Origin of the sequence: Sphingomonas sp., from assembly GCF_036402235.1 — a bacterium.
Lineage (GTDB): Bacteria > Pseudomonadota > Alphaproteobacteria > Sphingomonadales > Sphingomonadaceae > Sphingomonas.
Genome location: NZ_DASWTG010000068.1, coordinates 44310 through 65706 on the forward strand (window position 1 = coordinate 44310; position 21397 = coordinate 65706).

25 protein-coding genes are annotated in these 21397 nt (G+C 67.1%); 15 read left to right on the plus strand and 10 right to left on the minus strand.

The window, feature by feature from the left end; genetic code table 11:
• Positions 1–31: 31 nt before the first annotated feature.
• From leuS to VGD28_RS14090, 4 genes are read left to right on the plus strand one after another with little or no spacing between them, the layout of a single operon-like run.
• Complete coding sequence (gene leuS / locus VGD28_RS14075; RefSeq protein ID WP_331028977.1) at positions 32–2539, plus strand: leucine--tRNA ligase; 2508 nt, start codon at positions 32–34, stop codon at positions 2537–2539.
• On the plus strand, positions 2536–3039 hold the full coding sequence (lptE, locus tag VGD28_RS14080) for an LPS assembly lipoprotein LptE (RefSeq protein WP_331028978.1): 504 nt from the start codon (positions 2536–2538) through the stop codon (positions 3037–3039). Before leuS ends, lptE begins: the two co-directional genes overlap by 4 nt.
• On the plus strand, positions 3036–4058 hold the full coding sequence (gene holA, locus VGD28_RS14085) for a DNA polymerase III subunit delta (RefSeq protein WP_331028979.1): 1023 nt from the start codon (positions 3036–3038) through the stop codon (positions 4056–4058). The genes lptE and holA overlap by 4 nt, the downstream gene beginning before the upstream one ends.
• The gene (locus tag VGD28_RS14090; RefSeq protein WP_331028980.1) at positions 4058–4915 is read left to right on the plus strand and encodes a hypothetical protein; all 858 of its coding nucleotides are present in this window, start codon (positions 4058–4060) and stop codon (positions 4913–4915) included. Before holA ends, VGD28_RS14090 begins: the two co-directional genes overlap by 1 nt.
• Before the next feature lie 92 nt (positions 4916–5007).
• Here the strand turns inward: VGD28_RS14090 and VGD28_RS14095 are convergent, their stop codons facing one another.
• Genes VGD28_RS14095 through VGD28_RS14120 form a run of 6 tightly spaced genes read right to left on the minus strand, consistent with a single transcriptional unit; the run spans position 5008 to position 10737 of the window.
• Complete coding sequence (locus tag VGD28_RS14095; RefSeq protein ID WP_331028981.1) at positions 5008–5925, minus strand: ParB/RepB/Spo0J family partition protein; 918 nt, start codon at positions 5923–5925, stop codon at positions 5008–5010.
• The gene (locus VGD28_RS14100; RefSeq protein WP_331028982.1) at positions 5922–6701 is read right to left on the minus strand and encodes an AAA family ATPase; all 780 of its coding nucleotides are present in this window, start codon (positions 6699–6701) and stop codon (positions 5922–5924) included. The genes VGD28_RS14095 and VGD28_RS14100 overlap by 4 nt, the downstream gene beginning before the upstream one ends.
• Positions 6698–7306, minus strand: a complete 609-nt coding sequence (rsmG, locus tag VGD28_RS14105) for a 16S rRNA (guanine(527)-N(7))-methyltransferase RsmG (protein ID WP_331028983.1) — start codon at positions 7304–7306, stop codon at positions 6698–6700. Before rsmG ends, VGD28_RS14100 begins: the two co-directional genes overlap by 4 nt.
• Positions 7303–9138, minus strand: a complete 1836-nt coding sequence (gene mnmG, locus VGD28_RS14110) for a tRNA uridine-5-carboxymethylaminomethyl(34) synthesis enzyme MnmG (RefSeq protein WP_331028984.1) — start codon at positions 9136–9138, stop codon at positions 7303–7305. Before mnmG ends, rsmG begins: the two co-directional genes overlap by 4 nt.
• Positions 9139–9193: 55 nt before the next feature.
• Positions 9194–10492, minus strand: a complete 1299-nt coding sequence (gene mnmE, locus VGD28_RS14115) for a tRNA uridine-5-carboxymethylaminomethyl(34) synthesis GTPase MnmE (RefSeq protein WP_331028985.1) — start codon at positions 10490–10492, stop codon at positions 9194–9196.
• Complete coding sequence (locus VGD28_RS14120) at positions 10489–10737, minus strand: DUF6489 family protein (RefSeq protein WP_331028986.1); 249 nt, start codon at positions 10735–10737, stop codon at positions 10489–10491. Before VGD28_RS14120 ends, mnmE begins: the two co-directional genes overlap by 4 nt.
• 14 nt (positions 10738–10751) lie before the next feature.
• On the opposite strand from VGD28_RS14120, the gene VGD28_RS14125 reads away from it, so the two are divergent.
• Positions 10752–11252, plus strand: a complete 501-nt coding sequence (locus VGD28_RS14125; RefSeq protein WP_331028987.1) for a methylated-DNA--[protein]-cysteine S-methyltransferase — start codon at positions 10752–10754, stop codon at positions 11250–11252.
• 12 nt (positions 11253–11264) lie between these two features.
• Entirely contained in the window at positions 11265–11957 is a 693-nt protein-coding gene (locus VGD28_RS14130; protein WP_331028988.1) for a dienelactone hydrolase family protein, read from the plus strand.
• 57 nt (positions 11958–12014) lie between these two features.
• Here VGD28_RS14130 and VGD28_RS14135 read toward each other — a convergent pair whose 3' ends face one another.
• From VGD28_RS14135 to hemE, 4 genes are all read right to left on the minus strand, one after another.
• A complete protein-coding gene (locus VGD28_RS14135; protein ID WP_331028989.1) occupies positions 12015–12692 on the minus strand; it encodes a TerC family protein in 678 nt (225 codons plus the stop codon).
• Between the two features lie 24 nt (positions 12693–12716).
• Positions 12717–13973, minus strand: coding sequence for a transcription termination factor Rho (rho, locus tag VGD28_RS14140; protein WP_331028990.1), 1257 nt, complete (start codon positions 13971–13973; stop codon positions 12717–12719).
• 148 nt (positions 13974–14121) lie between these two features.
• The gene (locus tag VGD28_RS14145; RefSeq protein ID WP_331028991.1) at positions 14122–14577 is read right to left on the minus strand and encodes a CopD family protein; all 456 of its coding nucleotides are present in this window, start codon (positions 14575–14577) and stop codon (positions 14122–14124) included.
• Positions 14574–15629 carry a uroporphyrinogen decarboxylase gene (gene hemE, locus VGD28_RS14150; RefSeq protein WP_414714503.1) on the minus strand — a complete coding sequence of 352 codons (1056 nt, stop codon included), beginning with the start codon at positions 15627–15629 and terminating at the stop codon, positions 14574–14576. Before hemE ends, VGD28_RS14145 begins: the two co-directional genes overlap by 4 nt.
• Before the next feature lie 297 nt (positions 15630–15926).
• Between hemE and VGD28_RS14155 the strand changes: the two genes are divergently transcribed.
• From VGD28_RS14155 to VGD28_RS14195, 9 genes are read left to right on the plus strand one after another with little or no spacing between them, the layout of a single operon-like run.
• Entirely contained in the window at positions 15927–16754 is an 828-nt protein-coding gene (locus VGD28_RS14155; RefSeq protein ID WP_414714504.1) for a pyruvate, water dikinase regulatory protein, read from the plus strand.
• On the plus strand, positions 16751–17338 hold the full coding sequence (locus VGD28_RS14160; RefSeq protein WP_331028992.1) for a nucleoside triphosphate pyrophosphatase: 588 nt from the start codon (positions 16751–16753) through the stop codon (positions 17336–17338). Before VGD28_RS14155 ends, VGD28_RS14160 begins: the two co-directional genes overlap by 4 nt.
• Entirely contained in the window at positions 17335–18147 is an 813-nt protein-coding gene (locus VGD28_RS14165) for a shikimate dehydrogenase (RefSeq protein WP_331028993.1), read from the plus strand. Before VGD28_RS14160 ends, VGD28_RS14165 begins: the two co-directional genes overlap by 4 nt.
• Positions 18147–18740 (plus strand): dephospho-CoA kinase, encoded by a 594-nt coding sequence (gene coaE / locus VGD28_RS14170; RefSeq protein WP_331028994.1) that lies wholly within the window; start codon positions 18147–18149, stop codon positions 18738–18740. Before VGD28_RS14165 ends, coaE begins: the two co-directional genes overlap by 1 nt.
• Before the next feature lie 7 nt (positions 18741–18747).
• On the plus strand, positions 18748–19443 hold the full coding sequence (dnaQ, locus tag VGD28_RS14175) for a DNA polymerase III subunit epsilon (protein ID WP_331028995.1): 696 nt from the start codon (positions 18748–18750) through the stop codon (positions 19441–19443).
• 49 nt (positions 19444–19492) lie between these two features.
• Positions 19493–20071: a ribosome hibernation-promoting factor, HPF/YfiA family gene (gene hpf, locus VGD28_RS14180; RefSeq protein WP_331028996.1), complete on the plus strand. Its 579-nt coding sequence runs from the start codon at positions 19493–19495 to the stop codon at positions 20069–20071.
• Between the two features lie 10 nt (positions 20072–20081).
• Positions 20082–20552 (plus strand): PTS sugar transporter subunit IIA, encoded by a 471-nt coding sequence (locus VGD28_RS14185; protein ID WP_331028997.1) that lies wholly within the window; start codon positions 20082–20084, stop codon positions 20550–20552.
• Positions 20509–21009 (plus strand): PaaI family thioesterase, encoded by a 501-nt coding sequence (locus VGD28_RS14190; protein ID WP_331028998.1) that lies wholly within the window; start codon positions 20509–20511, stop codon positions 21007–21009. Before VGD28_RS14185 ends, VGD28_RS14190 begins: the two co-directional genes overlap by 44 nt.
• Positions 21009–21347, plus strand: coding sequence for a DUF1491 family protein (locus VGD28_RS14195; RefSeq protein ID WP_331028999.1), 339 nt, complete (start codon positions 21009–21011; stop codon positions 21345–21347). Before VGD28_RS14190 ends, VGD28_RS14195 begins: the two co-directional genes overlap by 1 nt.
• Positions 21348–21397 lie beyond the last annotated feature (50 nt).

A 21397-nucleotide genomic window follows, 5' to 3' on the forward strand; every position in this document is an offset into this window, starting at 1 on the left:
GGCCCGCCGCTCCGAAATGTAAGGAATGAATGTGTCGCGGTTCAACGCGCTGAAAGCCGATTCTGCGTGGCAGAAGCTGTGGGAGGAACGCGGCACCTTCGCCGCGGACGACAGCTCGCCCAAGCCCAAGTCCTACGTGCTCGAGATGTTCCCCTACCCCTCGGGGCGCATCCATATGGGGCATGTCCGCAACTATACGATGGGCGACGTGCTGACGCGCTATCGCCGGATGCGCGGCATGGAAGTGCTCCACCCGATGGGCTGGGACGCGTTCGGCATGCCTGCCGAGAATGCGGCGATGGAGAAGAAGGTCCACCCTGGCGGCTGGACCCGCGACAATATTGCGACGATGCGCGCGCAGCTGAAGCGCCTCGGCCTCGCCATCGACTGGAGCCGCGAGCTGGCAACGTGCGAACCCGATTATTACGGGCACGAGCAGGCCTTGTTCCTCGACCTGTTCGTCAATGGCCTCGTCTATCGCAAGGAATCGACGGTCAACTGGGATCCGGTCGACATGACCGTGCTCGCCAATGAACAGGTGATCGACGGCCGCGGTTGGCGCTCGGGCGCGCTGGTCGAGAAGAAGAAATTGAACCAGTGGTTCCTCAAGATCACCGATTTCGCCGACGAGTTGCTCGACGGCTTAAGCACGCTCGACAAGTGGCCCGACAAGGTCCGGCTGATGCAGGAGAACTGGATCGGCAAGTCCGAGGGACTGCAGTTCCGGTTCAAACTTTCTGGCGATTTCAAGGAGGTGGAGGTCTTCACCACCCGGCCCGACACGATCTTCGGATCGAGCTTCGTCGCGATCGCGGCGGACCATCCGATCGCGCGCAAGCTAGCTGAGACCAGCCCCGAGGCCGAGGCGTTCATCGCGCAGTGCAAGCTCGGCGGCACCACCGCGGCGGAGCTGGAGACGCAGGAGAAGCTCGGCTTCGACACCGGCATCCGTGCGGTCCATCCCTTTGATCCGGCTTGGGAATTGCCGGTCTATATCGCGAACTTCGTGCTGATGGACTATGGCACCGGCGCCGTGTTCGGCGTGCCCGCGCACGACCAGCGCGACTTCGAGTTCGCCACCAAATACGGCCTGCCGATCCGCCGCGTCGTCGCGGAGGGCGAAAACACAAAAGTGGAACAAGTAACGAACGAAGTTTGGTCCGGCCCGGGAACGCTTGTCCATTCCCGCTTCCTGGATGGCCTCAATGTGGACGCGGCCAAGCGCGAGGTGATCCGCCGGGCCGAGACGGAGGGCTGGGGGACCGGAACGACCGTGTGGCGCCTGCGCGACTGGGGCGTGAGCCGCCAGCGCTATTGGGGCACGCCGATCCCGATCATCCATTGCGAAGCGTGCGGCGTGGTGCCGGTGCCCAAGAAGCAGCTCCCCGTGGTGCTGCCCGAGGACGTCAGCTTCGACATTCCCGGCAACCCGCTCGACCGGCACCCGACCTGGCGGCACGTCGATTGCCCAAGCTGCGGCAAGCCGGCGCGGCGCGAGACCGACACGCTCGACACCTTCGTCGATTCGAGCTGGTACTTCATCCGCTTCGCCAGCCAGCCCGGCGACAAGCCGTTCGACCGCGCGGTCGCCGAGCAATGGCTGCCGGTGAACCAGTATATCGGCGGGGTCGAGCATGCGATCCTGCACCTGCTCTACGCCCGCTTCTGGACGCGCGCGCTCAAGCGGATCGGCATGATCGACATCGCCGAGCCGTTCGAGGGGCTGTTCACCCAGGGCATGGTGACGCACGAGACCTACAAGTCCGCCGACGGCCGCTGGTTGTCGCCGGGCGAGGTGGTGCGCAAGGGCGAGATCTGGATCGAGGAATCGAGCGGCAATCCGGCGAGCGTCGGCCGCATCGAGAAGATGTCCAAGTCCAAGAAGAACACCGTCGATCCCGAGCCGATCGTCGACCAATATGGCGCGGACGCGGTGCGCTGGTTCGTGCTGTCGGATTCGCCGCCCGAGCGCGATCTGGAGTGGACCGAGAACGGGATCGAGGGGGCATGGCGCTTCGTCCAGCGGCTGTGGCGCCTGTTCGACGGCCTCGGCGACTGGCAGGGCGAGGACAAGCCACTCGACCGCATCCTCCACCAGACGATCGCCGGCGTCGCGTCGGATATCGAGGGGCTTCAGTTCAACAAGGCCGTCGCCAAGCTCTATGCGCTGGTCAACGCGATCGAGAAGGCGCCGGCCAGCGCTTCGCGCGCCAATGCGGTCCGCACGATCATCCTGCTCGCCGCGCCGATGACCCCGCATCTGGCCGAGGAAGCCTGGGCCGCGATGGGCAATGACGGGCTGATCGCCGATGCCGAATGGCCGCAGGCCGATCCCGCGCTGCTGGTCGATGACGAGGTGACGATCGCGATCCAGGTCAACGGCAAGCTGCGCGACACGGTGAAGGCCGCGAAGGGCGAAGCGAAGGACGCCCTTGAGGCGATGGCCTTGGCAAACCCGAATGTGCAGCGCATTCTGGACGGTGCCGCTCCGAGGAAGGTGATCGTCGTGCCCGACCGTCTGGTGAATATCGTCGCATGAGGATCGCCCCCGCCCTGCTCGCGCTCACGGCGCTCGCATTGAGCGGCTGCGGCGGGTTGCGTCCCCTTTATGGCGGCGGCGTCGACGGGCCGGTGCAGACGATGCTCTCGGGAGTCGAGGTCGCGCCGATCGAGGGCGAATCCGGCTGGCTGGTCGCCAACGCGGTGCGCGACCGGATCGAGGCGACGCGCAGCGGCACCCCCGCCTACCGGCTCGACATCAAGCTCGACGACCGCATCGAGGGCCTGGGCGTGCGCCGCGACGATGTGGTGACGCGCGAGCGGCGCACCTTGCGCGCACGCTACCAGCTGGTCGAGCTGGCCACGGGACAGGTGGTGCTCGACGCCACCGCCGGCTCCGACGCCGGCATCGACGTCGCGGGTTCGGAATATGCGACGATCGCAGCCGAGAAGAGCGCGCTCGAGCGGCTGTCGGGCATCGTCGCCGACCAGATCGTCGCGCGCCTCGCCCGCTACGCGCGCGCCGCCGAAGCCAAGTGAAGGCCAGCGAAGCGCAGATCCGTGCCCGGCTGGACAAGCCCGGGCCGGATATCCGCCTGTTCCTGGTCTATGGCCCGGACGAGGCCGGCGCCAACGACCTCGCCGCGCGGCTGGGCCGGGCGATGGGCGCCGAGGCCGAGCGGGTCGATATCGAGGGTTCCTCGCTCAAGGGCGATCCCGGGCGGCTGGCAGGGGAAGCGGCGTCGCTCTCGCTGTTCGGCGGCGCGCGGTACGTTCGCGTCGCGGGGATCGATGATGACGGGGCCGAGGCGATCCGGCTGCTGCTGGAAGCCGAGGTGGCGGGCAATCCGGTGGTCGCCGTCGGCGGCGCCCTCAAGGGGACCGGACGGCTGCTGAAGCTGGTCCTTGCCGCACCCAATGCGATGGCGCACGCCTGCTATGTCCCCGACGCGCGCAACGCCGCCCAGCTTGCCGCGGGAATCGCGCGCGAGAACGGGCTTCGGCTGGTCAACGGCACCGCCGAGCGGCTGGCGGCGCTGTCGGGCGGCGATCGCGCGGTGCTGGCGCGCGAGATCGAGAAGCTCTCCATCTATCTCGACGCAGCGCCCGACCGCCCGCGCGAGGCGGGGCTCGCCGCGCTGGAGGCGATCGGCGCCGATCTGGGCGACGCCGAGATGCAGAGCGCGATCGAGGCGGTGGTCGAGGGCCGCACGGCCGAGATCGGCGTCGAGCTCGCCCGGCTCGAGCAGGCCGGGGTCTCCGCGATCCCGCTGCTGCGCCAGCTCGTCCGGCGCCTGATGAGCCTCGCCGAGATGCGCGCCGATATCGATCGCGGCGCCTCTGCCGACGAGGTGGTCAAGAAGCACCGCGTCTTCTTCAAGGAAGAGATGAGCACCAAGATCGCGCTGCGCCGCTGGACCAGCCCGATGCTTGCGCGCGCCGTGGAGCGCGTGCGCGAGGCCGAGCGCGGCATGACGCGGGCGGGCGGCAATGCCGGGCAAGTGGTCGCCGACGAGGCGCTGGTGACGCTGGCGCGGGCGGCGGCAAGGGGGCGGTGATGGGAATGCGGATCGTGGCAATCCTGCTGATGCTCGCTCCGCCCGCCTCCGCGCAATCCGCACCCGAGATTGGCGACGCTTATGAGATCACGCGGAGCTATCAAACCGCGTCGGAGACGACCGATGGCGGGTCCGGCAGTTCGCAGGGCAGAGCTTCCATCGTCGAGCGCGTGATCGCGACGCATAGCGATGGCATCGAACTGGAATATGATCTGCCGCCCAGCGCCACGGCCGAGGATCGTGCGCGTGAATGGCAATTCCCCGCACGGGTGCTGAAGCCGTTGAACGGCCCGGCCGAATTGCGCAATCGCCCGGAGATCGAGGCCCGCATCACGGCCTGGCTGAAAGCCGCAGGCCTGACACGCACCGATTGCGGGCGCTGGATCTTCACCTGGAATGCGTTTCGGATCGAATGCGACCCGCAATCGGTGCTGGCCACGATCGAAAGCTATGATCTGCGGTCGGTCGCGCTGCGCGAAGGTGCGCCATACCGGGAACCGCACGCACTTGGACCGGGAACGCTGAGCCGCACCCAAACCCGGCCGGATGGCGCGATGTTTGCCGTGATGCTGCAGATCGATCCCGACGCCGTGCGCCTCGGCCGTGCCGAATCCGACGTGGTGGTAGGCGAGATCACCGGAAAACCGGAGACGCTGGAAGCGGCGCAGCGCAAGCGTGCCCAGGAGCAGATTTCCGGAACCATGTCGGTGACGTTCGAGACGGATTCGGCTGGAGCGGTTCTGCGAAGAACCGCCATCACCACGCTGGAGACCAAACACGCCGATGGCGAAACCGAACGTGAAACACGGACCGAGATCACGGAGCGGCGGAGGATATCATCGGTCAGCGGCGGGTAGCGCCCGGTCAGCCTTTGCTGGCCGCAGGCACCTCAAGCTGATCAAGACCTGAGGGTTGAAACGCCTCACCTTCAATCAAATATCTGATTTAATTATATTTTCTCACCCGTCAGCCGCTGGCAGATCATGTCGAGCTGGTCGAGCGTCGAATAAGCCAGCGTCATCGCTCCGCCCTTGTCGCCATAGCTGATGCGGACGTTAAGCCCGAGCACGTCGCCAAGCTGGCGCTCCAGTGCGGCGATATCGGCATTGGCGCCGAGATCGGCGGATGCGCCCCCCTTCCCCGCCATGCGCGGCTTGGCCTCGCGCGCGAGCTTCTCGGTCTCGCGCACCGACAGGTCGCGCTCGACGATGATGCGCGCGAGCTTCTCGGGATCGGGTGCGCCGATCAACGCGCGGGCATGGCCCATGGTCAGTGCGCCCTCGACCACCCGCTGGCGCACGCTTTGCGGCAGATCGAGCAGGCGCAGCAGGTTGGCGATGTGGCTGCGCGATTTGTGGACGATCTTCGCCAGCACTTCCTGCGTGTGCCCGAACTGGCCGATCAGCTTGGCATAGGCCTCCGCCTCCTCGATCGCGTTCAGATCCTCGCGCTGGATATTCTCGACGATCGCGATCTCGAGCGTCTCGGCCTCATCCAGGTCGCGAACGATGACCGGCACCTCGTGCAGCCGCGCGCGCTGGGCGGCGCGCCAGCGGCGTTCGCCGGCGACGATCTGGTATTCCTTGCCGTGCGGCCGGACGACGATGGGCTGGATCAGCCCGCGGGCGGCGATCGACTTGGCGAGCTCGTCGAGCGCATCCTCGTCGAAATGGCGGCGCGGCTGCTCTGGGTGCGGGGCGAGCGAGCTGACCGGGAGCATCCGCACGCCCGGCGAATGCTCGGCGCCGGGGCGGACCGGCTCCTCACGCTCGGCATCGCCCAGCAGCGCACTGAGCCCGCGGCCGAGGCCGGGGCGCGGCTTGCGCAGCGGGGTGACGGAAGCGGATGCGGGGGTTTCGTCGGTCATGCGGCCTTCCTCAGCCTGGGCAGTCGATCGATCACTTCGCGGGCGAGCGCGATATAGGCTTCCGATCCGGCGCAGCGATGATCGTAGATCAGCGCGGGCAAGCCATGGCTTGGCGCCTCGGAAAGCCGGACATTGCGCGGAATCACCGTGTCGAACACCACCCGGCCCAGCACCGCGCGCACATCGTCGGCGACCTGGTCCGTGAGGCGGTTGCGCCGATCGTACATGGTGAGAACGACGCCGAGGATCGACAGGCCGGGGTTGAACCGGCTGCGGATGCGCTCGACCGTGTTGAGCAGCTGGCTCAATCCTTCGAGCGCGAAGAACTCGCACTGCAGCGGCACCAGCAGCGCATCCGACGCGACCATCGCGTTGATCGTCAGCAGCCCCAGCGATGGCGGGCAATCGATCAGGATCACGTCCCAGCGCTGCTCGCTGCGGTCGATCGCATTGTCGAGCCGATGAGTGCGCGCGTCGAACTCGATCAGCTCGATCTCCGCGCCGGAAAGATCGACGGTGGCAGGTACGATATCGAGTCCCGGCACGCGCGTAGCGACCGCGACCTCCTCCAGCGTCACGTCGCCGACCAGCAGATCGTAGGTCGAGCGCTCACGATCGGCGCGGCTGATGCCGAGCCCGGTCGAGCAATTGCCCTGCGGGTCGAGGTCGAGCAGCAGCACCCGCTGGCCCGTCGCGGCGAGCGCGGTGCCGACGTTGATCGCGCTCGTGGTCTTGCCCACCCCGCCCTTCTGGTTCGCGATGGCGATGCAGATCATCTCGGGCGCACCTCCCTGGCGACGACGATGAGTGAATCGGGAGCCGTAATGCTCGGTTCCACGTGGAACGAACCATGCCATTTGCGGCGTGCCTCTTCCACCTCCGATTGCGCGTTTCGGCCCTTTGGCAGCAGCCAGACTGTGGAAGACGTGGATCGATGTGCGGCCATGCGAAACAGATCGGCGAGCTGCGCAACCGCCCGCGCGGAAATCACCGCTGCGGGGCCTGCGGAGCGCTCGATCTTGGCGGTGTGGACGGTGACATTGGCGAGGCCCAGCAAGGTCGCGACGTGCGACAGGAACTCGGTGCGCAGCTTGCGCGGTTCGACCAACTCGACTGGCGCGTCACGGAGCAATGCGACGACAAGTCCAGGCAGCCCGGCCCCACTGCCGATATCGAGCCATGCCCCCTCTTCAGGGGCATATGCGAGGAGCTGGGCCGAATCGACAATGTGCCGCGACCAGATCTGACCGAGCGTCGACGGCGCGATCAAATTCTGCCTCGCCGCCTCGTCACGCAGCAAATCGACGAAGGCGGCGAGCTGTGTTTCACGTGAAACACCGTAGCGTTCACGAATCCACGCCTTCGCCTCCTCCTCGGTCATGCGGCACGCCGGATGTGCAGCATGATCGCGGTGAGCGCTGCCGGAGTGATCCCGCGCACCCGCGCCGCATCGCCGACCGTCGCCGGGCGGGCGAGCGACAGACGCTCGACCATTTCGTTCGACAGGCCCGGAATCGCGGCATAGTCGAGTGCCGCCGCGATCGGCGTGGCGTCGGAGCGCGCCATCGCTTCCTGTTCGGCCGCCTGTCGCTCGAGATAAGGCGCGTAACGGGCATCCTCGATCAACTCGGCGAGCAGATCGGGGTCGTCCCCGCTGACGTCGATCCCGAGATGGCCGATGGTAACGCCCGGGAAACGCAGCCATTCAAAGGCGCTGCGGCGCGCGCCATCCTGCGACACCGGAGCACCCGCCTTGCCAAGTTCATGCGCGGTGCGCGGTTCGGCGAACTGCATATCCAGCGCGGCGCGCCCCGCCCGGCGGCGGGCCAGTTGCACGCGGCGTTGTTCACCGATGCATCCCGCCGCCTCACCGATCGCGCCGAGCCGGGTTTCGGCATTGTCGGCTCGTAGGCGCAGCCGGTACTCGGCGCGCGCGGTGAGCATGCGATAGGGTTCGGTCACGCCCTGCAGCGTCAGATCGTCGATCATCACACCGATATAACTGAGTTCACGCGGCAAGATCACGGGCGCACGATCCAGCGCCAGTGCCGCGGCGTTGATCCCGGCGACGAGTCCCTGCGCGGCAGCTTCCTCGTAGCCCGTCGTGCCGTTGATCTGACCCGCACAGAACAAGCCGGGCACGTCGCCGCTCTCGAGCGACGTCTCAAGCGAGCGCGGATCGACATGGTCATACTCGACCGCATAGCCCGGCGTGACGATCGCGGCACGGGCGAGGCCCGGGATCGACGCGATCATCGCCGCCTGCACATCGACGGGGAGCGACGTCGAGAGGCCGTTGGGATAGACCAGGTTGGTGTCCAGCCCTTCCGGCTCCAGAAAGACCTGATGGCCGTCACGATCGCCGAAGCGGAAGATCTTGTCCTCGATCGACGGGCAGTAGCGCGGGCCGCCCGCCTCGATCGCCCCGCTGAACAGCGGCGAGCGGTCGAGTCCCCCGCGGATGATATCGTGGGTTTGCTGCGTGGTGCGGGTGATCGCGCATGCGAGCTGCGGCAGACGTGGCGTCGCGGTGAGCGGCGACATGCGCCAGGGTTCGGAGTCGGAAGGCTGCTCCTCGAGCGCTCCCCAGTCGATGGTGCGGCCATCGAGCCGCGGCGGCGTTCCGGTCTTGAGGCGCGTGACCGGCAGCCCGAGCTCGCGAAGCTGCATGCCCAATGCCGTCGCCGCGCGCTCTCCCACCCGACCGCCAGCCTCACGTTCCTCGCCGCGGAAGATGCGGCCGCCCAGGAAGGTTCCGCTCGCGATGACGACCGCGGCGCAGATCAGGCTCTCACCGTCGGCGAGCCGGATACCGGTCGCCCGCCCCCGCTCAACGATCAGCCCGATCGCCTCGCCGGCAACGATATCAAGGCCCGGCTGCTGCGCGAGCATGGCTTGGATCGCGGCGGCATAGCGCTTGCGATCGGCCTGGACGCGCGGCCCCTGAACCGCCGGCCCCTTGGAGCGGTTGAGCAGGCGATAGTGGATCGCGGCCTGATCCGCAGCGCGGCCGATCAGGCCATCAAGGGCATCGGCCTCGCGGACGAGATGACCCTTGCCCAGCCCGCCGATCGCCGGATTGCAGGACATCGCACCCAGCGTCGCGGGATCGAAGGTGATAAGCGCAGTGCGCGCGCCGCAGCGCGCAGCCGCAGCCGCCGCTTCGGTGCCGGCATGCCCGCCGCCGATCACGATCACATCCCATGTCCGCATGGCTGTCGAAATAGCGCCGTGCGGTGCTGCGGTCAAAAGCGTTCCACGTGGAACATCATTTGCCGATGCAGAAGCGCCCGAACAGCGTGTCGAGCATCGCTTCGACATCGGCGGCGCCAGTGATGCGGTCGAAGACGCGCAATGCTTGGCGCAAATCCTCGGCTACCAGGAGCGGATCCCTCTCCTCCCCTGCACTGCGCAAGGCAGCTGAAGCGCGCGCAGCCAGGTCGCGCTGGCGGCGGTTGAGGGGGATCGCGTCGCTCGCAGGCAGCATCGCGCGCGCCGCGCCAGCGATCCGATCCCACAGCCGGGCGATCCCTTCCCCGGTATGCGCGGACACGGCCAGCCGGCCCGCGACCGCAGTCGCACGCGCCGAATCATCCGCGCGCGCATGGATCAGGATGTGCGGCGCCGTCAGCGCTGGCGGGGATGCGTCGTCGAGCCACAGGATCAGGTCCGCCTGGTCGAGTGCCTCCTGCGCGCGCGCGATGCCGATCTCCTCGACCATATCCGATGGTGCATCGTGCAGCCCGGCGGTGTCGGTCAGCAGATAGGCGACGCCTCCGCGCATCACCGGCGCCTCGATCCTGTCGCGCGTAGTGCCGGCGAGCGGCGAGACGATCGCCGCCTCTCGCTCCGCCAGCGCGTTGAGCAAGGTCGACTTGCCGGCATTGGGCGGCCCCGCGAGCACGACGCGAATCCCGTCGCGCAACCGCTCGACTCCCGGCTCGGCGAGCACGGCGTCGATCTCGCCCGCGAGTGCCCGCGCGCCCTCCCCCAACCGGTCGAGCATTCCCGCTTCCGCCGCGACATCCCCTTCATCGGCATGATCGAGCAACGCCTCCACCGAAGCAGAGAGCTGCAGCGTCCGCGCCGCCCAGCCTTCGATCCGCTGGCGGATGCCGCCTTCCGCCACGCGCATCGCGGCGCGCCGCTGCGCCTCGGTCTCGGCGGCAAGCAGGTCGGCAAGCCCCTCGGCCTCGGTCAGGTCGATCCGGCCATTGGCAAGTGCACGGCGGGTGAACTCCCCCGCCTCAGCGCCCCGCAGGCCGGGGATCGCCGCCAGCGCCGCCTCTACCGCACGCACCACCGCGCGGCCGCCATGAAGATGCAGCTCGGCCAGATCCTCGCCGGTCGCGGTTTCCGGTCCCGGAAACACCAGCACCAGCGCTCGGTCGAGATGCGTCCCGTCTGTGGGCGACCTTCGCAAGCTTCGCAGCGAAGCGCGGCGCGGCGGCGGCAAATTTCCCGCCAGCGCCTCTACCGCCGCGAACGCGTCCGGTCCTGAAATGCGGATCACGCCGATCGCCGCGGGCGGCTGCCCGCTGGAAAGCGCAAAGATCGTGTCGGTCACTCGCCGCGCTTGCCGCCTTCGAACTTGGTCATGTCGAACATCCCGCGCCAGAAATTCATCCCGGCCTCGCCCATCGGCATCCAGCCCTTCATCATCGTCTCGATCATCTCTGGGTTCACCATCCCCTTGTCCATCGAATCGAGCAGCAGCTTGATATAATGCTCATGGACGGGCGTGAAATCGGGCAGACCCATCGTGCGCCGGGCTTCCTCGGGCGTGCAATCGATTTCGACATTGATCTTCATAGGCTCTTCTCCGCTTGAGCCGGACGCTTGCCCTGCCCTACGCTGCACTCATGTATGCGCGCGACCATGCCCTGATCGCAACGCCCATCGGTCCGATCCTGATCGAAGGCGATACGACATCGCTGTTGCGCATTCACCTGGGCGCCGAAGGCTCGCCCCGATCCGGCGACACCGTCGCGGTTCGTGAAGCCTCCGACCAGCTTCGCGCCTATTTCTCGGGTGATCTCAAGATGTTCGACCTTCCGCTCCCAGCGATCGCATCGCCGCGCGGACGCGTGCTGCGTGACGGGCTGATCGCGCTGCGCTACGGTGAAACGGCGAGTTACGGCGCACTCGCGCGGCGGCTCGGCTCTGGGCCGCGTGCGATCGGCCAGCTCTGCGCGCGCAACCCGTTCCCGATTGTCGTTCCCTGCCATCGCGTTCTGGGTGCAGGCGGGGCATTGGGTTCCTATTCAGCGGGCGAAGGCCCCGCCACCAAGCAATGGCTGCTCGAACATGAGCAGCGCCATCTTTGACGGGAGATCAGCATGGCGACCACCACGATCCGCAGCCTCGCCGACACCGGCAGCTTCACTGCCTACCGCGCCGATCCCGAAGGAACCGCGCGCGGCGCGATCGTCGTGATCCAGGAAGTGTTCGGGGTGAACGAAGGAATCCGCCGCAAATGCGATTATTGGGCGTCGAAGGGTTACGTCACCTTCGCGCCCGACCTGTTCTGGCGGATCGAGCCAGGCATCGAGCTCGACCCCGACCTGCCCGACCAGTTCCAGCGCGGGCTCGACCTGTTCGGCAAGTTCGATCAGGACAAGGGAATCGAGGATATCGAGGCGACGATCCGCGCCGCCCGCGCCGCAACCGGCGGCAAGGTCGGCGTCACCGGCTACTGCCTCGGCGGCCGCCTTGCCTATATGACCGCGGCGCGCACCGACAGCGATGCCAGCGTGGGCTATTACGCGGTCGGGATCGACGGGCTGCTCAATGAGAAGCACGCCATCGCCAGGCCGCTGATGCTGCATATCGCCGGTGACGACGGCTTCGTGCCGCCCGCGGTCCAGGCGAAGATGCACGAAGGGCTGGACGATCACCCGCGGGTGACGCTGCACGACTATCCGGGCGAGGATCACGGCTTCGCGACCGAGATGGGCAAGCGCCGCTCGGAAGCCGCCGCCCAGCTCGCCGACAGCCGCACCGAGGCGTTCTTCGCCGAGCATATCGGCTGATAGGAAAAGGGCGGCGCCTGCAATGGACGCCGCCCCTTCTTGTTCCAGATCAATAGCTTACTGGAACAGCTGCAGGATCCCGATGTCCTTGTCGACGACGCCGGAATAGATCATCGACCCGGCGACATAGAGGATCACCAGCAGGCCGATCCACGCGATCCAGCGATAGCGCTCGATATATTTGGCGATGATGTTCGCTGCGACGCCCATCAGCGCGACCGCGATGACCAGGCCAACCATCAGGATGCCCGGGTGGGCGCGTGCCGCGCCTGCGACCGCCAGGACGTTGTCGAGGCTCATCGACACGTCGGCCACCGCGACCGCCCAGGCCGCACCTGCGAAGCTCTTGGCCGGCTTCACGCCCGAATGCTCGTCGCCCTCGATCTCCGGCGATCCCGGGCTGTGTCCGCCCGTGACGATCTCGCGGTACATCTTCCACGCCACCCACAGCAGCAGTACGCCGCCCGCGAAGACGAGGCCGATCACCGCCATCAGCTGAGTCACCACCAGCGCAAAGCCGATGCGCAGCACCAGCGCGGCGACGATGCCGATCAGGATCACCTTCTTGCGCTGGTCCGCGGGCAGGCCCGCCGCCAGCGCGCCGATGACGATGGCATTATCGCCCGCCAGCACGATATCGATCAGGATCACCTGGCCGAACGCGAACCATGCGCTGGCATTGCCCGCGAACAGCCCGGCGAAATCGTGGACGATGTGCCCCCAGAGTTCCGACATGCCCTGCTAAACCCCCGAAGCCGCTTACTGGTTCATCGAATCGAAGAAGTCCTCGTTGGTCTTCGAATCCTTCATCTTGTCGAGCAGGAATTCCATCGCATCGACGGTGCCCATCTGCATGAGGATGCGGCGCAGCACCCACATTTTGCTGAGGGTGCCCTTCTCGACCAGCAGCTCTTCCTTGCGGGTGCCCGACTTGCCGACGTCGAGCGCCGGGAAGATGCGCTTGTCCGCGACCTTGCGGTCGAGCACGATCTCGGAATTGCCGGTGCCCTTGAACTCCTCGAAGATCACCTCGTCCATGCGGCTGCCGGTGTCGATCAGCGCGGTGGCGATGATCGAGAGCGAGCCGCCCTCCTCGATGTTGCGCGCGGCACCGAAAAAGCGCTTGGGCCGCTGGAGCGCATTGGCGTCGACGCCGCCGGTCAGCACCTTGCCCGAGCTCGGCACGACGGTGTTGTAGGCGCGGCCAAGGCGGGTGATCGAGTCGAGCAGGATGACGACATCCTTCTTGTGCTCGACCAGCCGCTTGGCCTTCTCGATCACCATTTCGGCGACCTGGACGTGGCGCGTCGCGGGCTCGTCGAAGGTCGAGGACACGACCTCACCCTTCACCGAACGCTGCATGTCGGTGACTTCCTCGGGCCGCTCGTCGATGAGCAGGACGAGCAGGAACACCTCGGGATGATTGTCGGTGATCGCCTTGGCGATGTTCTGGAGCATCACCGTCTTGCCGACGCGGGGGGGGGCGACGATCAGCGTGCGCTGGCCCTTGCCCTGCGGCGAGACGATGTCGATGACGCGCGCGCTCTTGTCCTTGATCGTCGGATCGGCCGGGTCGAGCGTCAGCTTCTGCTCGGGATAGAGCGGCGTCAGATTGTCGAAATTGACCCGGTGGCGCACCGCATCGGGATCGTCGAAATTGACGCTGACCAGCTTGGTGAGCGCGAAATAGCGCTCGCCGTCCTTGGGCGCGCGGATCTCGCCTTCGACCGTATCGCCGGTACGCAGGCCGAATTTTCGCACCTGGTTGGGCGAGACATAGATGTCGTCGGGCCCGGCCAGGTAATTGGCCTGCGGGCTGCGCAGGAAGCCGAAGCCGTCCTGCAGCACTTCGATCGTGCCCTCGCCCATGATCTGCTCGCCATTCTCGGCCTGGGCCTTGAGGATCGCGAACATCAAATCCTGCTTGCGGAGCGTCGAGGCGCTTTCGACGCCGAGCTCCTCGGCCATCGTCACCAGCTCGGCGGGGGGAGTTTTCTTGAGGTCTTTCAAATGCATTTGGGGAGTCCGTGTGGCGATCGCTCTAAGGGTTTTCGGGCGTTGGGACGCGCAGCGATGGCTTGAGGAAAAAGGAAGGATGCCGCGGCCGCCGGGAGGGCGGCACGACAGTTGCGCGTTAGGTTCGGGCTTGATTCAAGTCAAGCGGTCAGAGGGGGCGGACCACGGCCAGGATCACGATCAACGCGACGAAGATCGCGGGGATCTCGTTGATCATCCGCAGCTGGCGCGAGCTGAGGCTGCCCTGTCCGGCGGCGAGGCGCTTCGAATAGCCCACCGCCCAGCCATGATAGCCCGAAAGCAGAACCACGAGCAGCAGCTTGGCATGCAGCCAGCCAAGGCCCGTGCCGCCCTCGAGCAAGCCGAGATTGATCGCCAGTGCGAGGCCGAGGATCCACACCAATGCCATTGACGGCACCAGGATCACGCGGCGCAGCTTCGCCTCGCGGTCGGCCCAGGCCTTGGCCTGCGCCGGATCGCCGAGCGCTTCCTGATGATGCACCAGATAGCGCGGCAGGATGAACAGCCCGGCCATCCAGAAGATCACGAAGATGATGTGCGCGGCCTTGACCCAAAGCCATGCGGCGCCCAGAAATCCGGTCATCCCCCTGTCCCCCGCACGATCCCAATCAGCTGCTCGACATGGGCGATCGGCGTATCCGGCTGGATGCCGTGCCCGAGATTGAAGATATGGGGGCGATCGGACAGCGCATCAAGCACGCGGCCTGCCGCCGTCTCCAGCGCCGCGCCGCCGGCGATCAGCGCGAGCGGATCGAGATTGCCCTGCACCGGCATGTCTGCAGGCAGTTCGCGATGCGCCCAGGCCGGATCGACCGTCTCGTCCAGGCCGATGGCATCCACCCCGGTCTCCCGCGCATAGGCGGCGAGCTTGCCGCCGGCGCCCTTGGGAAAGCCGATGATCCTCGCTTGCGGGCAGCGCGCCCGCAGCCCGGCGACGATCGCCGCGTTGGGCGCGATCACCCAGCGCTCGAACTGAGCCGGCGACAAGGAGCCGGCCCAGCTGTCGAACAGCTGGACCGCCTCGACCCCTGCCTCGATCTGCTTCGCCAGATAGTCGATCGACATTTCGACGATCCCATCGATGATCGCACCGAACGCACCCGGATCGGCATAGGCCATGCGGCGCGTCTCGCCCTGGTCGCGGCTGCCCTGCCCTGCGACCATATAGGTCGCGTTGGTCCAGGGGCTGCCTGCAAAGCCCAGGAAGGTGGTTTGGGGCGGCAGCGCGGCTGCGACCCGGCGGACGGTCTCGTACACCGGATTCAGCCGCTCAGGGGCCGCTGTGAGGCTTTCCAACGCATGATCCACAAGTCTGGGCGCCAGTCGCGGCCCCTCGCCCGCCTCGAACCACAGATCCTGTCCCAATGCATGCGGTACGACGAGGATGTCCGAAAACAGGATCGCTCCGTCGAAGCCGAAGCGCCGGATCGGCTGGAGCGTGACCTCGGCCGCCGCTTCGCTGTCGTTGACCAGCTCGAGAAACCCGCCCTTCTCCGCCCGCAGCGCGCGATATTCGGGAAGATAGCGCCCGGCCTGCCGCATGAGCCACATCGGCGGGGCGTCGATGCGCTTCCCTGAAAGCACATCGAGAAGGGGTTTGGTGGGCTGGGGGTTCAACTTCACAGGACCGCTCATTCCATCTTCTAGAAGAAGAAAAGATTCAAAGAAGGATGTTGTTGTATGTTGGTGCGTGGATGCCGGGGCTTAGGCGTTCGTGCCCATTCTGCCAACAGATTGACGGCGCAAATGCCCGCGATTCGCTGCAGAGTCGCGTCGCCTGTCCACGTCATCCACAGGCTGTGCGTGCATCGGAAGGCGTGTGGAACGCGTTGTGGATGACCTTGCCGGATCGTTGGCCGATCGGGCCGCTTGGCGCGCCCTTGCCGTTGCGCTAGCGATTTTCCGCATGTTTTCCACAGATCCGTCCAACTGATGCGGCTTCACCTCCATCTGCTCTCCGATTCCACCGGCGAGACGCTGGAGAATATCGCCAAGGCGGCGCTGGCGCAGTTCGACGATGTCGAGGTGCTGCGCCATTTCTGGCCGATGGTGCGCAGCGAGACGCATCTCGAGCGCATCCTGGGCGAGATCGCGCAGAATCCCGGCCTGGTGATCTTCACCCTGGTCAATCCCGAGATCCGCCGTACGCTGGAGGCGCGCTGCCGAGCGATCGGCCTGCCCGCGGTGGCGCCGCTCGATCCGGTCAACCATGCGCTCTCCAGCATGCTGGGGCAGGAGATGAAGGCGCGCCCGGGCCGCCAGCACACGCTCGACGCCGCCTATTTCGCGCGCGTCGATGCGATCCAGTTCAGCATCGCGCACGACGACGGGGTCAATTGGGAGAATTGGGAGGAGGCCGACATCCTGCTTGCCGGCGTGTCGCGCACCTCGAAGACGCCGACCTCGATCTATCTCGCCAATCGCGGGTACAAGGTCGCGAACATCCCGATCGTCCCCGAATCGCCGCCGCCCTCGACGCTGTTCGCCCTCAGGCACCCGATGGTCGTCGGCCTCACCACCAGCCCCGAGCGGCTGATCCAAGTGCGCCGCAACCGCCTGCTCTCGCTCAACCAGCAGGACGAGACCTCCTATGTCGAGCAGGAAGCGGTGCAGCGCGAAGTCGCCTATGCCCGCCGCATGTTCGCCGACAATGGCTGGCCGGTGATCGACGTCACCCGCCGCTCGATCGAGGAGACCGCCGCGGCGATCATCACCCTGTGCAACGAGCGCGAGACAGGGTCCGGGACCCGCGCCGAATGATCGTCCTCGCCTCCACCAGCGCATCGCGCCGCGCGATGCTCACCGCCGCCGGCGTGCCGCACGAAGCCCTGCCTGCGCATGTGGACGAGGATGCGGCCAAGGCGGCGATGCAGGGAGTCGCGCCGCGCGACTTGGCCGATGCGCTCGCCGAGCTGAAGGCATTGAAGGTCAGCCAGCGCGTGCCGGGGACACTGGTGCTCGGCTGCGACTCGGTCGTGGCGATCGAGGACGGGACGCTACTCGACAAGCCCGCCGACCGTGCCGAAGCCGAACGGCACCTGCGCCTGCTCTCGGGCAGGCGCCACGATCTCTACAGCGCCGCGGTGTTCGCCGAGAATGGCCGCCCCGTCTGGCGCCATGTCGATCGCGCGCGCTTGGCTGTGCGCCCGCTCTACGACAAGTTCATCGCCGAATATCTCGACGTCGAATGGCCGGCGATCGCGGGCTGTGTCGGCTGCTATCGGGTCGAGGGACCGGGCGTGCAGCTCTTCTCCCGCATGGAGGGCAGCCATTATACGATCCTCGGCATGCCGCTGCTCAATATCCTCGATTATCTGCGCACGAGAGGCGTGCTGACGTCATGACAAACCCCTATGCGGAAGTGATCGGCGATCCGATCGCGCAATCCAAATCGCCGGTGATCCACGGCTTCTGGCTCGACCGGCTCGGCCTCGCCGCCGCCTATCGCAAGACGCATGTCACCGCAGAAGGGCTGGCGGTCTTCTTCGCGTCGCGACGCGACGATCCCGCCTGGCGCGGCTGCAACATCACTGCGCCGCACAAGGTCGCCGCGCTCGATCATATCCCCGATCCGGGTGGTGTGCGCGACACGATAGGCGCGATCAACACGGTGTTCCGTGGCGCGGATGGCCAGCTCATCGGCACAAACACCGATGCCGCCGGATTCTATGCCCCGCTCGCCGAGTTCGACCTCGAAGGCGCGCCCGTGGCCGTGGTGGGCGCGGGCGGTGCGGCGCGGGCGATCCTGTTCGCTCTGGCACGCGCCGGGGTCGAGCGCGTGACGATCCTCAACCGATCGCCGCTCAAGGCGATGGGGCTGCTCGCGACCTTCGGCCTCAAGGGCGATGCCGTGCCGCTCGACGCGCCGGTGCCGCCGGTGGCGCTGCTGGTCAATGCGAGCTCGCTCGGCATGGCGGGCCAGCCGCCGCTCGATCTCGATCTGGCAAATTTGCCGGACGATGCGGTGGTCTATGACGCGGTCTACGCCCCGCTCGAGACCGGGCTGCTCGCCGCGGCGCGCGCGCGGAACCTGGAAACGGTCGACGGGCTGGAGATGCTGATCGGCCAGGCCGCGCTCGCCTTCGAGCTGTTCTTCGGCAAGCCCGCCCCGCGCGAGCATGACGCCGAGCTGCGGGCCTTGTTGACGTCCTGATGCTCGTCCTCGGCCTCACCGGATCGATCGGCATGGGCAAGTCGACCGTCGCGGCGATGTTCGCCGGCGAGGGCGTGCCGGTGTTCGATGCGGATGCAGAGGTCCACAAGCTGCAGGGGCCGGGCGGACGGCTGGTCGCGGAGATCGAGGCGGCCTTTCCCGGGACCACCGGCGATTCGGGCGTAGACCGGGCGCGTTTGGGCAAGGCCGTGTTCGGTAGTCCGGATGCGCTCAGGCGGCTGGAGGCAATCGTCCATCCTGCAGTGGCCCGGGAACGCCGCGCATTTCTGGACGCGAATCGCGGTTCTGCGCTGGTAGTGCTCGATATCCCGCTGCTGTTCGAGGCCGGCGGCTGGCGGCAGGTGGATCGAATCGCGGTGGTTTCTGCCCCCGCCGAGGTGCAGCGCGCGCGCGTCCTCGCCCGGCCGGGCATGACGCAAGCGCGCTTCGAGTCGATTCTGGCCAAGCAGATGCCCGATGCGGAAAAGCGCGAACGGGCCGATTTCGTGATCCCGACGGGCGGCACGCTGGAGGAGACGCGCGCGTCGGTTCGCGCGGTCATCGCTTGCTTAGCGGGCGCGGAAGGCCGATAACCAGCGCATGCGGGAAATCGTGTTCGATACCGAAACCACCGGGCTCAGCTACAATGCAGGGCACCGGCTGGTGGAGATCGGCTGTGTGGAGCTGGTCAATCGCGTGCCGACGGGGCGCAGCTTCCACCGCTACCTCAATCCGGACCGCGACATGCCGGCCGAGGCGTTCGCCGTGCATGGCCTGTCGGCGGCGTTCCTGGCCGACAAGCCGCGCTTCCACGAGATCTGCGACGAGCTGATCGAGTTTCTGGGCGATTGCCCGCTGGTCGCGCACAATGCGATGTTCGACTTCGGCTTCATCAATGGCGAGCTGGGCGCCTGCGGCAAGCCGCTGCTCCAGGTCGAGCGGATCGTCGACACGCTGACCATGGCGCGCGCGCGCCATCCCGGCGCCAAGCACACGCTCGACGCGCTGTGCGTGCGCTACGGCATCGATCTCTCGGCGCGCGAGCTGCACGGCGCATTGCTCGATGCGCAGCTGCTGGCGCAGGTGTTCATCGAGCTGACCGGCGGCCGGCAGATCACGCTCGGCCTCGCGGTCGAGGCGGCGGCGACGGCGAGCGGGCGGGTGGAGGCCGCCGCGGTGAAGAGCAACGCGCGCCCGGCACGGATTTTTGTGCCGAGCGATGAAGAACTGGCCCGCCATTCGGCGTTTATGGCCGGGTTCGAGGAGCCGCTTTGGGGCAATCCGGCGTCCGGTTGACGGCTGCCGCGTGCGTTCCTAGCTGCTCCTCATATTGACGGAGGAAGATATGGATATCCGGGTTTCGGGTCATCGGGTCGATACGGGCAACGCCATCCGGCAGCACGTTGAAGGCCGGCTCCAGGGTATCGCCGACAAATATTTCTCCCGCGCAATTTCGGCTCAGGTGACGTTCGGCAAGGGGCCGCATGATTACGGATTCACCTGCGACATCGTGGCGCATGTGATGCAGGGGCTGGTGCTCAAGGGATCGCACGCCGCGCAGGAAGCGCATCTCGCGTTCGACGGCGCTGCGGACAAGATCGAGAAGCAGCTGCGCCGCTACACGCGCCGCCTCAAGGATCGTAACAACGGTCATGCCCAGGCGGCGTTCGATGGCGCCTATGATGCGGGCTACACCGTCTTCCAGCTCGACGAGGATGAGGATGAGGTCGCCGACGCGCCCCCGGTGATCGCCGAGACGCGGGTCGACGTGCCCGATGCCAGCGTGTCCGATGCGGTGATGATGCTGGACCTGCGCAACACCAATGCGCTGCTGTTCAAGAACAGCGGCACCGGCAACTACAATATGGTCTATCGTCGCGCGGACGGAACGATCGGCTGGGTCGAGCCCAACCGGGCCGCCTGACCGCCGCACGATGAACGATCTCAGCGATCTTTTGAAACCCGAAGCCGTGCGCTCGGGAACCCCGGCCGGCAGCAAGAAGAAGCTCTTCGCGCTGCTCGGCGAAGCCGCGGCCGCGGCCTACGGGCTCGATGCGGCGGAGGTCACCGGGCGGCTGGCCGCGCGCGAGAAGCTCGGCTCGACCGGCTTTGGCGGCGGCATCGCGATTCCGCACGGCAAGATCGCCGGGCTTGCGGGCGTGCGCGGGCTGTTCGTGCGGCTCGACAAGCCGCTGGACTTCGCCTCGGTCGACGATCTGCCGGTCGATCTGGTGTTCGCCCTGCTCTCGCCGCCCGACGCCGGGGCCGAGCATCTCAAGGCGCTGGCGCGCGTCTCGCGGCGGCTGCGCGATCGGGCGTTCACCGCCAAGCTGCGCGGCGCGGGATCGGCCGACGCGCTCTATGCGCTGTGGGCGGGGGCGGAATCGCGTGACGCCGCCGCCTGAGCTGGCCCAATCGGCTGTCGGGGCGGAGGCGCATTATCGCGCGCTCGAATCGCTCTACGTCGCCGCCCCGATCAACCGCTTCTTCGATTCGCGGCTGGAGATTCCGGCAAGCGGGCAGGCGCGCATCCACTTCACCATCGACGAACGGCATTTCCACGCCGGCGGCGCGGCGCACGGCACCAGCTATTTCAAGATGCTGGACGATGCCGCCTTCTATGCCTGCAACAGCCTGGTGACCGACCGCTTCCTGCTGACCACCGCGTTCAACCTGCTCTTCACCCGGCCGCTCGGTCCGGGGCCGGTGGTCGCCGAAGGGCGCTGGGTGAGCGGCCAGCGACGCGTGTTCGTCGCCGAGGCGCGGCTGATCGATGCCGCGGGCGAGGAGGCGGCGCGCGGCACCGGCACCTTCATGAAATCGCGCATCCCGCTCGCCGGGCTTCCCGGCTATCGGCCTTGATGGCGCGGCTCGCGGCGAGCCTCCTCGTCAACGCGCTCGTGCGGCGGGTCAACGCCGCGGGCGGCAGCGCGATGGTGCTGGCGAAGGGCGATGCGGAGGCCGGCGCGATCCTGGTCCTGGCGCTGGAGCGCGGCGGCGATCCGGGCTTTTTCGAGCGCGGAATCGGGCCGGATGGCACGCCCGCGCTGGTCCGCTCGGGCCCGGCCGAATTTGCCGATGCGGCCGCGGTTTGGGACTATTGGCAGCGCCGCCGCAGCCGTGATTCCGACCTGTGGGTGGTCGAACTGGATATCGCGGGGGCGGAACGGTTCGCCGCTGAAACACTGGCAACTGGTTGACACTCCGTAACCATTTGGCCAAAGCCGCGCGCACGTTAAGTAGCGTTGTG

Excerpts from the sequence above, each read along its gene's own strand:
- hpf (WP_331028996.1), top strand. The coding sequence starts at position 19,493 with ATGGATATCCGGGTTTCGGGTCATCGGGTCGATACGGGCAACGCCATC.
- VGD28_RS14145 (WP_331028991.1), bottom strand. The coding sequence starts at position 14,577 with ATGACCGGATTTCTGGGCGCCGCATGGCTTTGGGTCAAGGCCGCGCAC.
- coaE (WP_331028994.1), top strand. The coding sequence starts at position 18,147 with ATGCTCGTCCTCGGCCTCACCGGATCGATCGGCATGGGCAAGTCGACC.
- VGD28_RS14160 (WP_331028992.1), top strand. The coding sequence starts at position 16,751 with ATGATCGTCCTCGCCTCCACCAGCGCATCGCGCCGCGCGATGCTCACC.
- VGD28_RS14165 (WP_331028993.1), top strand. The coding sequence starts at position 17,335 with ATGACAAACCCCTATGCGGAAGTGATCGGCGATCCGATCGCGCAATCC.
- VGD28_RS14135 (WP_331028989.1), bottom strand. The coding sequence starts at position 12,692 with ATGTCGGAACTCTGGGGGCACATCGTCCACGATTTCGCCGGGCTGTTC.
- lptE (WP_331028978.1), top strand. The coding sequence starts at position 2,536 with ATGAGGATCGCCCCCGCCCTGCTCGCGCTCACGGCGCTCGCATTGAGC.
- hemE (WP_414714503.1), bottom strand. The coding sequence starts at position 15,629 with ATGAGCGGTCCTGTGAAGTTGAACCCCCAGCCCACCAAACCCCTTCTC.
- VGD28_RS14120 (WP_331028986.1), bottom strand. The coding sequence starts at position 10,737 with ATGAAGATCAATGTCGAAATCGATTGCACGCCCGAGGAAGCCCGGCGC.
- VGD28_RS14095 (WP_331028981.1), bottom strand. The coding sequence starts at position 5,925 with ATGACCGACGAAACCCCCGCATCCGCTTCCGTCACCCCGCTGCGCAAG.
- VGD28_RS14130 (WP_331028988.1), top strand. The coding sequence starts at position 11,265 with ATGGCGACCACCACGATCCGCAGCCTCGCCGACACCGGCAGCTTCACT.
- VGD28_RS14195 (WP_331028999.1), top strand. The coding sequence starts at position 21,009 with ATGGCGCGGCTCGCGGCGAGCCTCCTCGTCAACGCGCTCGTGCGGCGG.
- VGD28_RS14185 (WP_331028997.1), top strand. The coding sequence starts at position 20,082 with ATGAACGATCTCAGCGATCTTTTGAAACCCGAAGCCGTGCGCTCGGGA.
- VGD28_RS14155 (WP_414714504.1), top strand. The coding sequence starts at position 15,927 with ATGCGGCTTCACCTCCATCTGCTCTCCGATTCCACCGGCGAGACGCTG.
- VGD28_RS14100 (WP_331028982.1), bottom strand. The coding sequence starts at position 6,701 with ATGATCTGCATCGCCATCGCGAACCAGAAGGGCGGGGTGGGCAAGACC.
- VGD28_RS14090 (WP_331028980.1), top strand. The coding sequence starts at position 4,058 with ATGGGAATGCGGATCGTGGCAATCCTGCTGATGCTCGCTCCGCCCGCC.
- mnmG (WP_331028984.1), bottom strand. The coding sequence starts at position 9,138 with ATGCGGACATGGGATGTGATCGTGATCGGCGGCGGGCATGCCGGCACC.
- dnaQ (WP_331028995.1), top strand. The coding sequence starts at position 18,748 with ATGCGGGAAATCGTGTTCGATACCGAAACCACCGGGCTCAGCTACAAT.
- VGD28_RS14190 (WP_331028998.1), top strand. The coding sequence starts at position 20,509 with ATGCGCTGTGGGCGGGGGCGGAATCGCGTGACGCCGCCGCCTGAGCTG.
- rho (WP_331028990.1), bottom strand. The coding sequence starts at position 13,973 with ATGCATTTGAAAGACCTCAAGAAAACTCCCCCCGCCGAGCTGGTGACG.
- rsmG (WP_331028983.1), bottom strand. The coding sequence starts at position 7,306 with ATGACCGAGGAGGAGGCGAAGGCGTGGATTCGTGAACGCTACGGTGTT.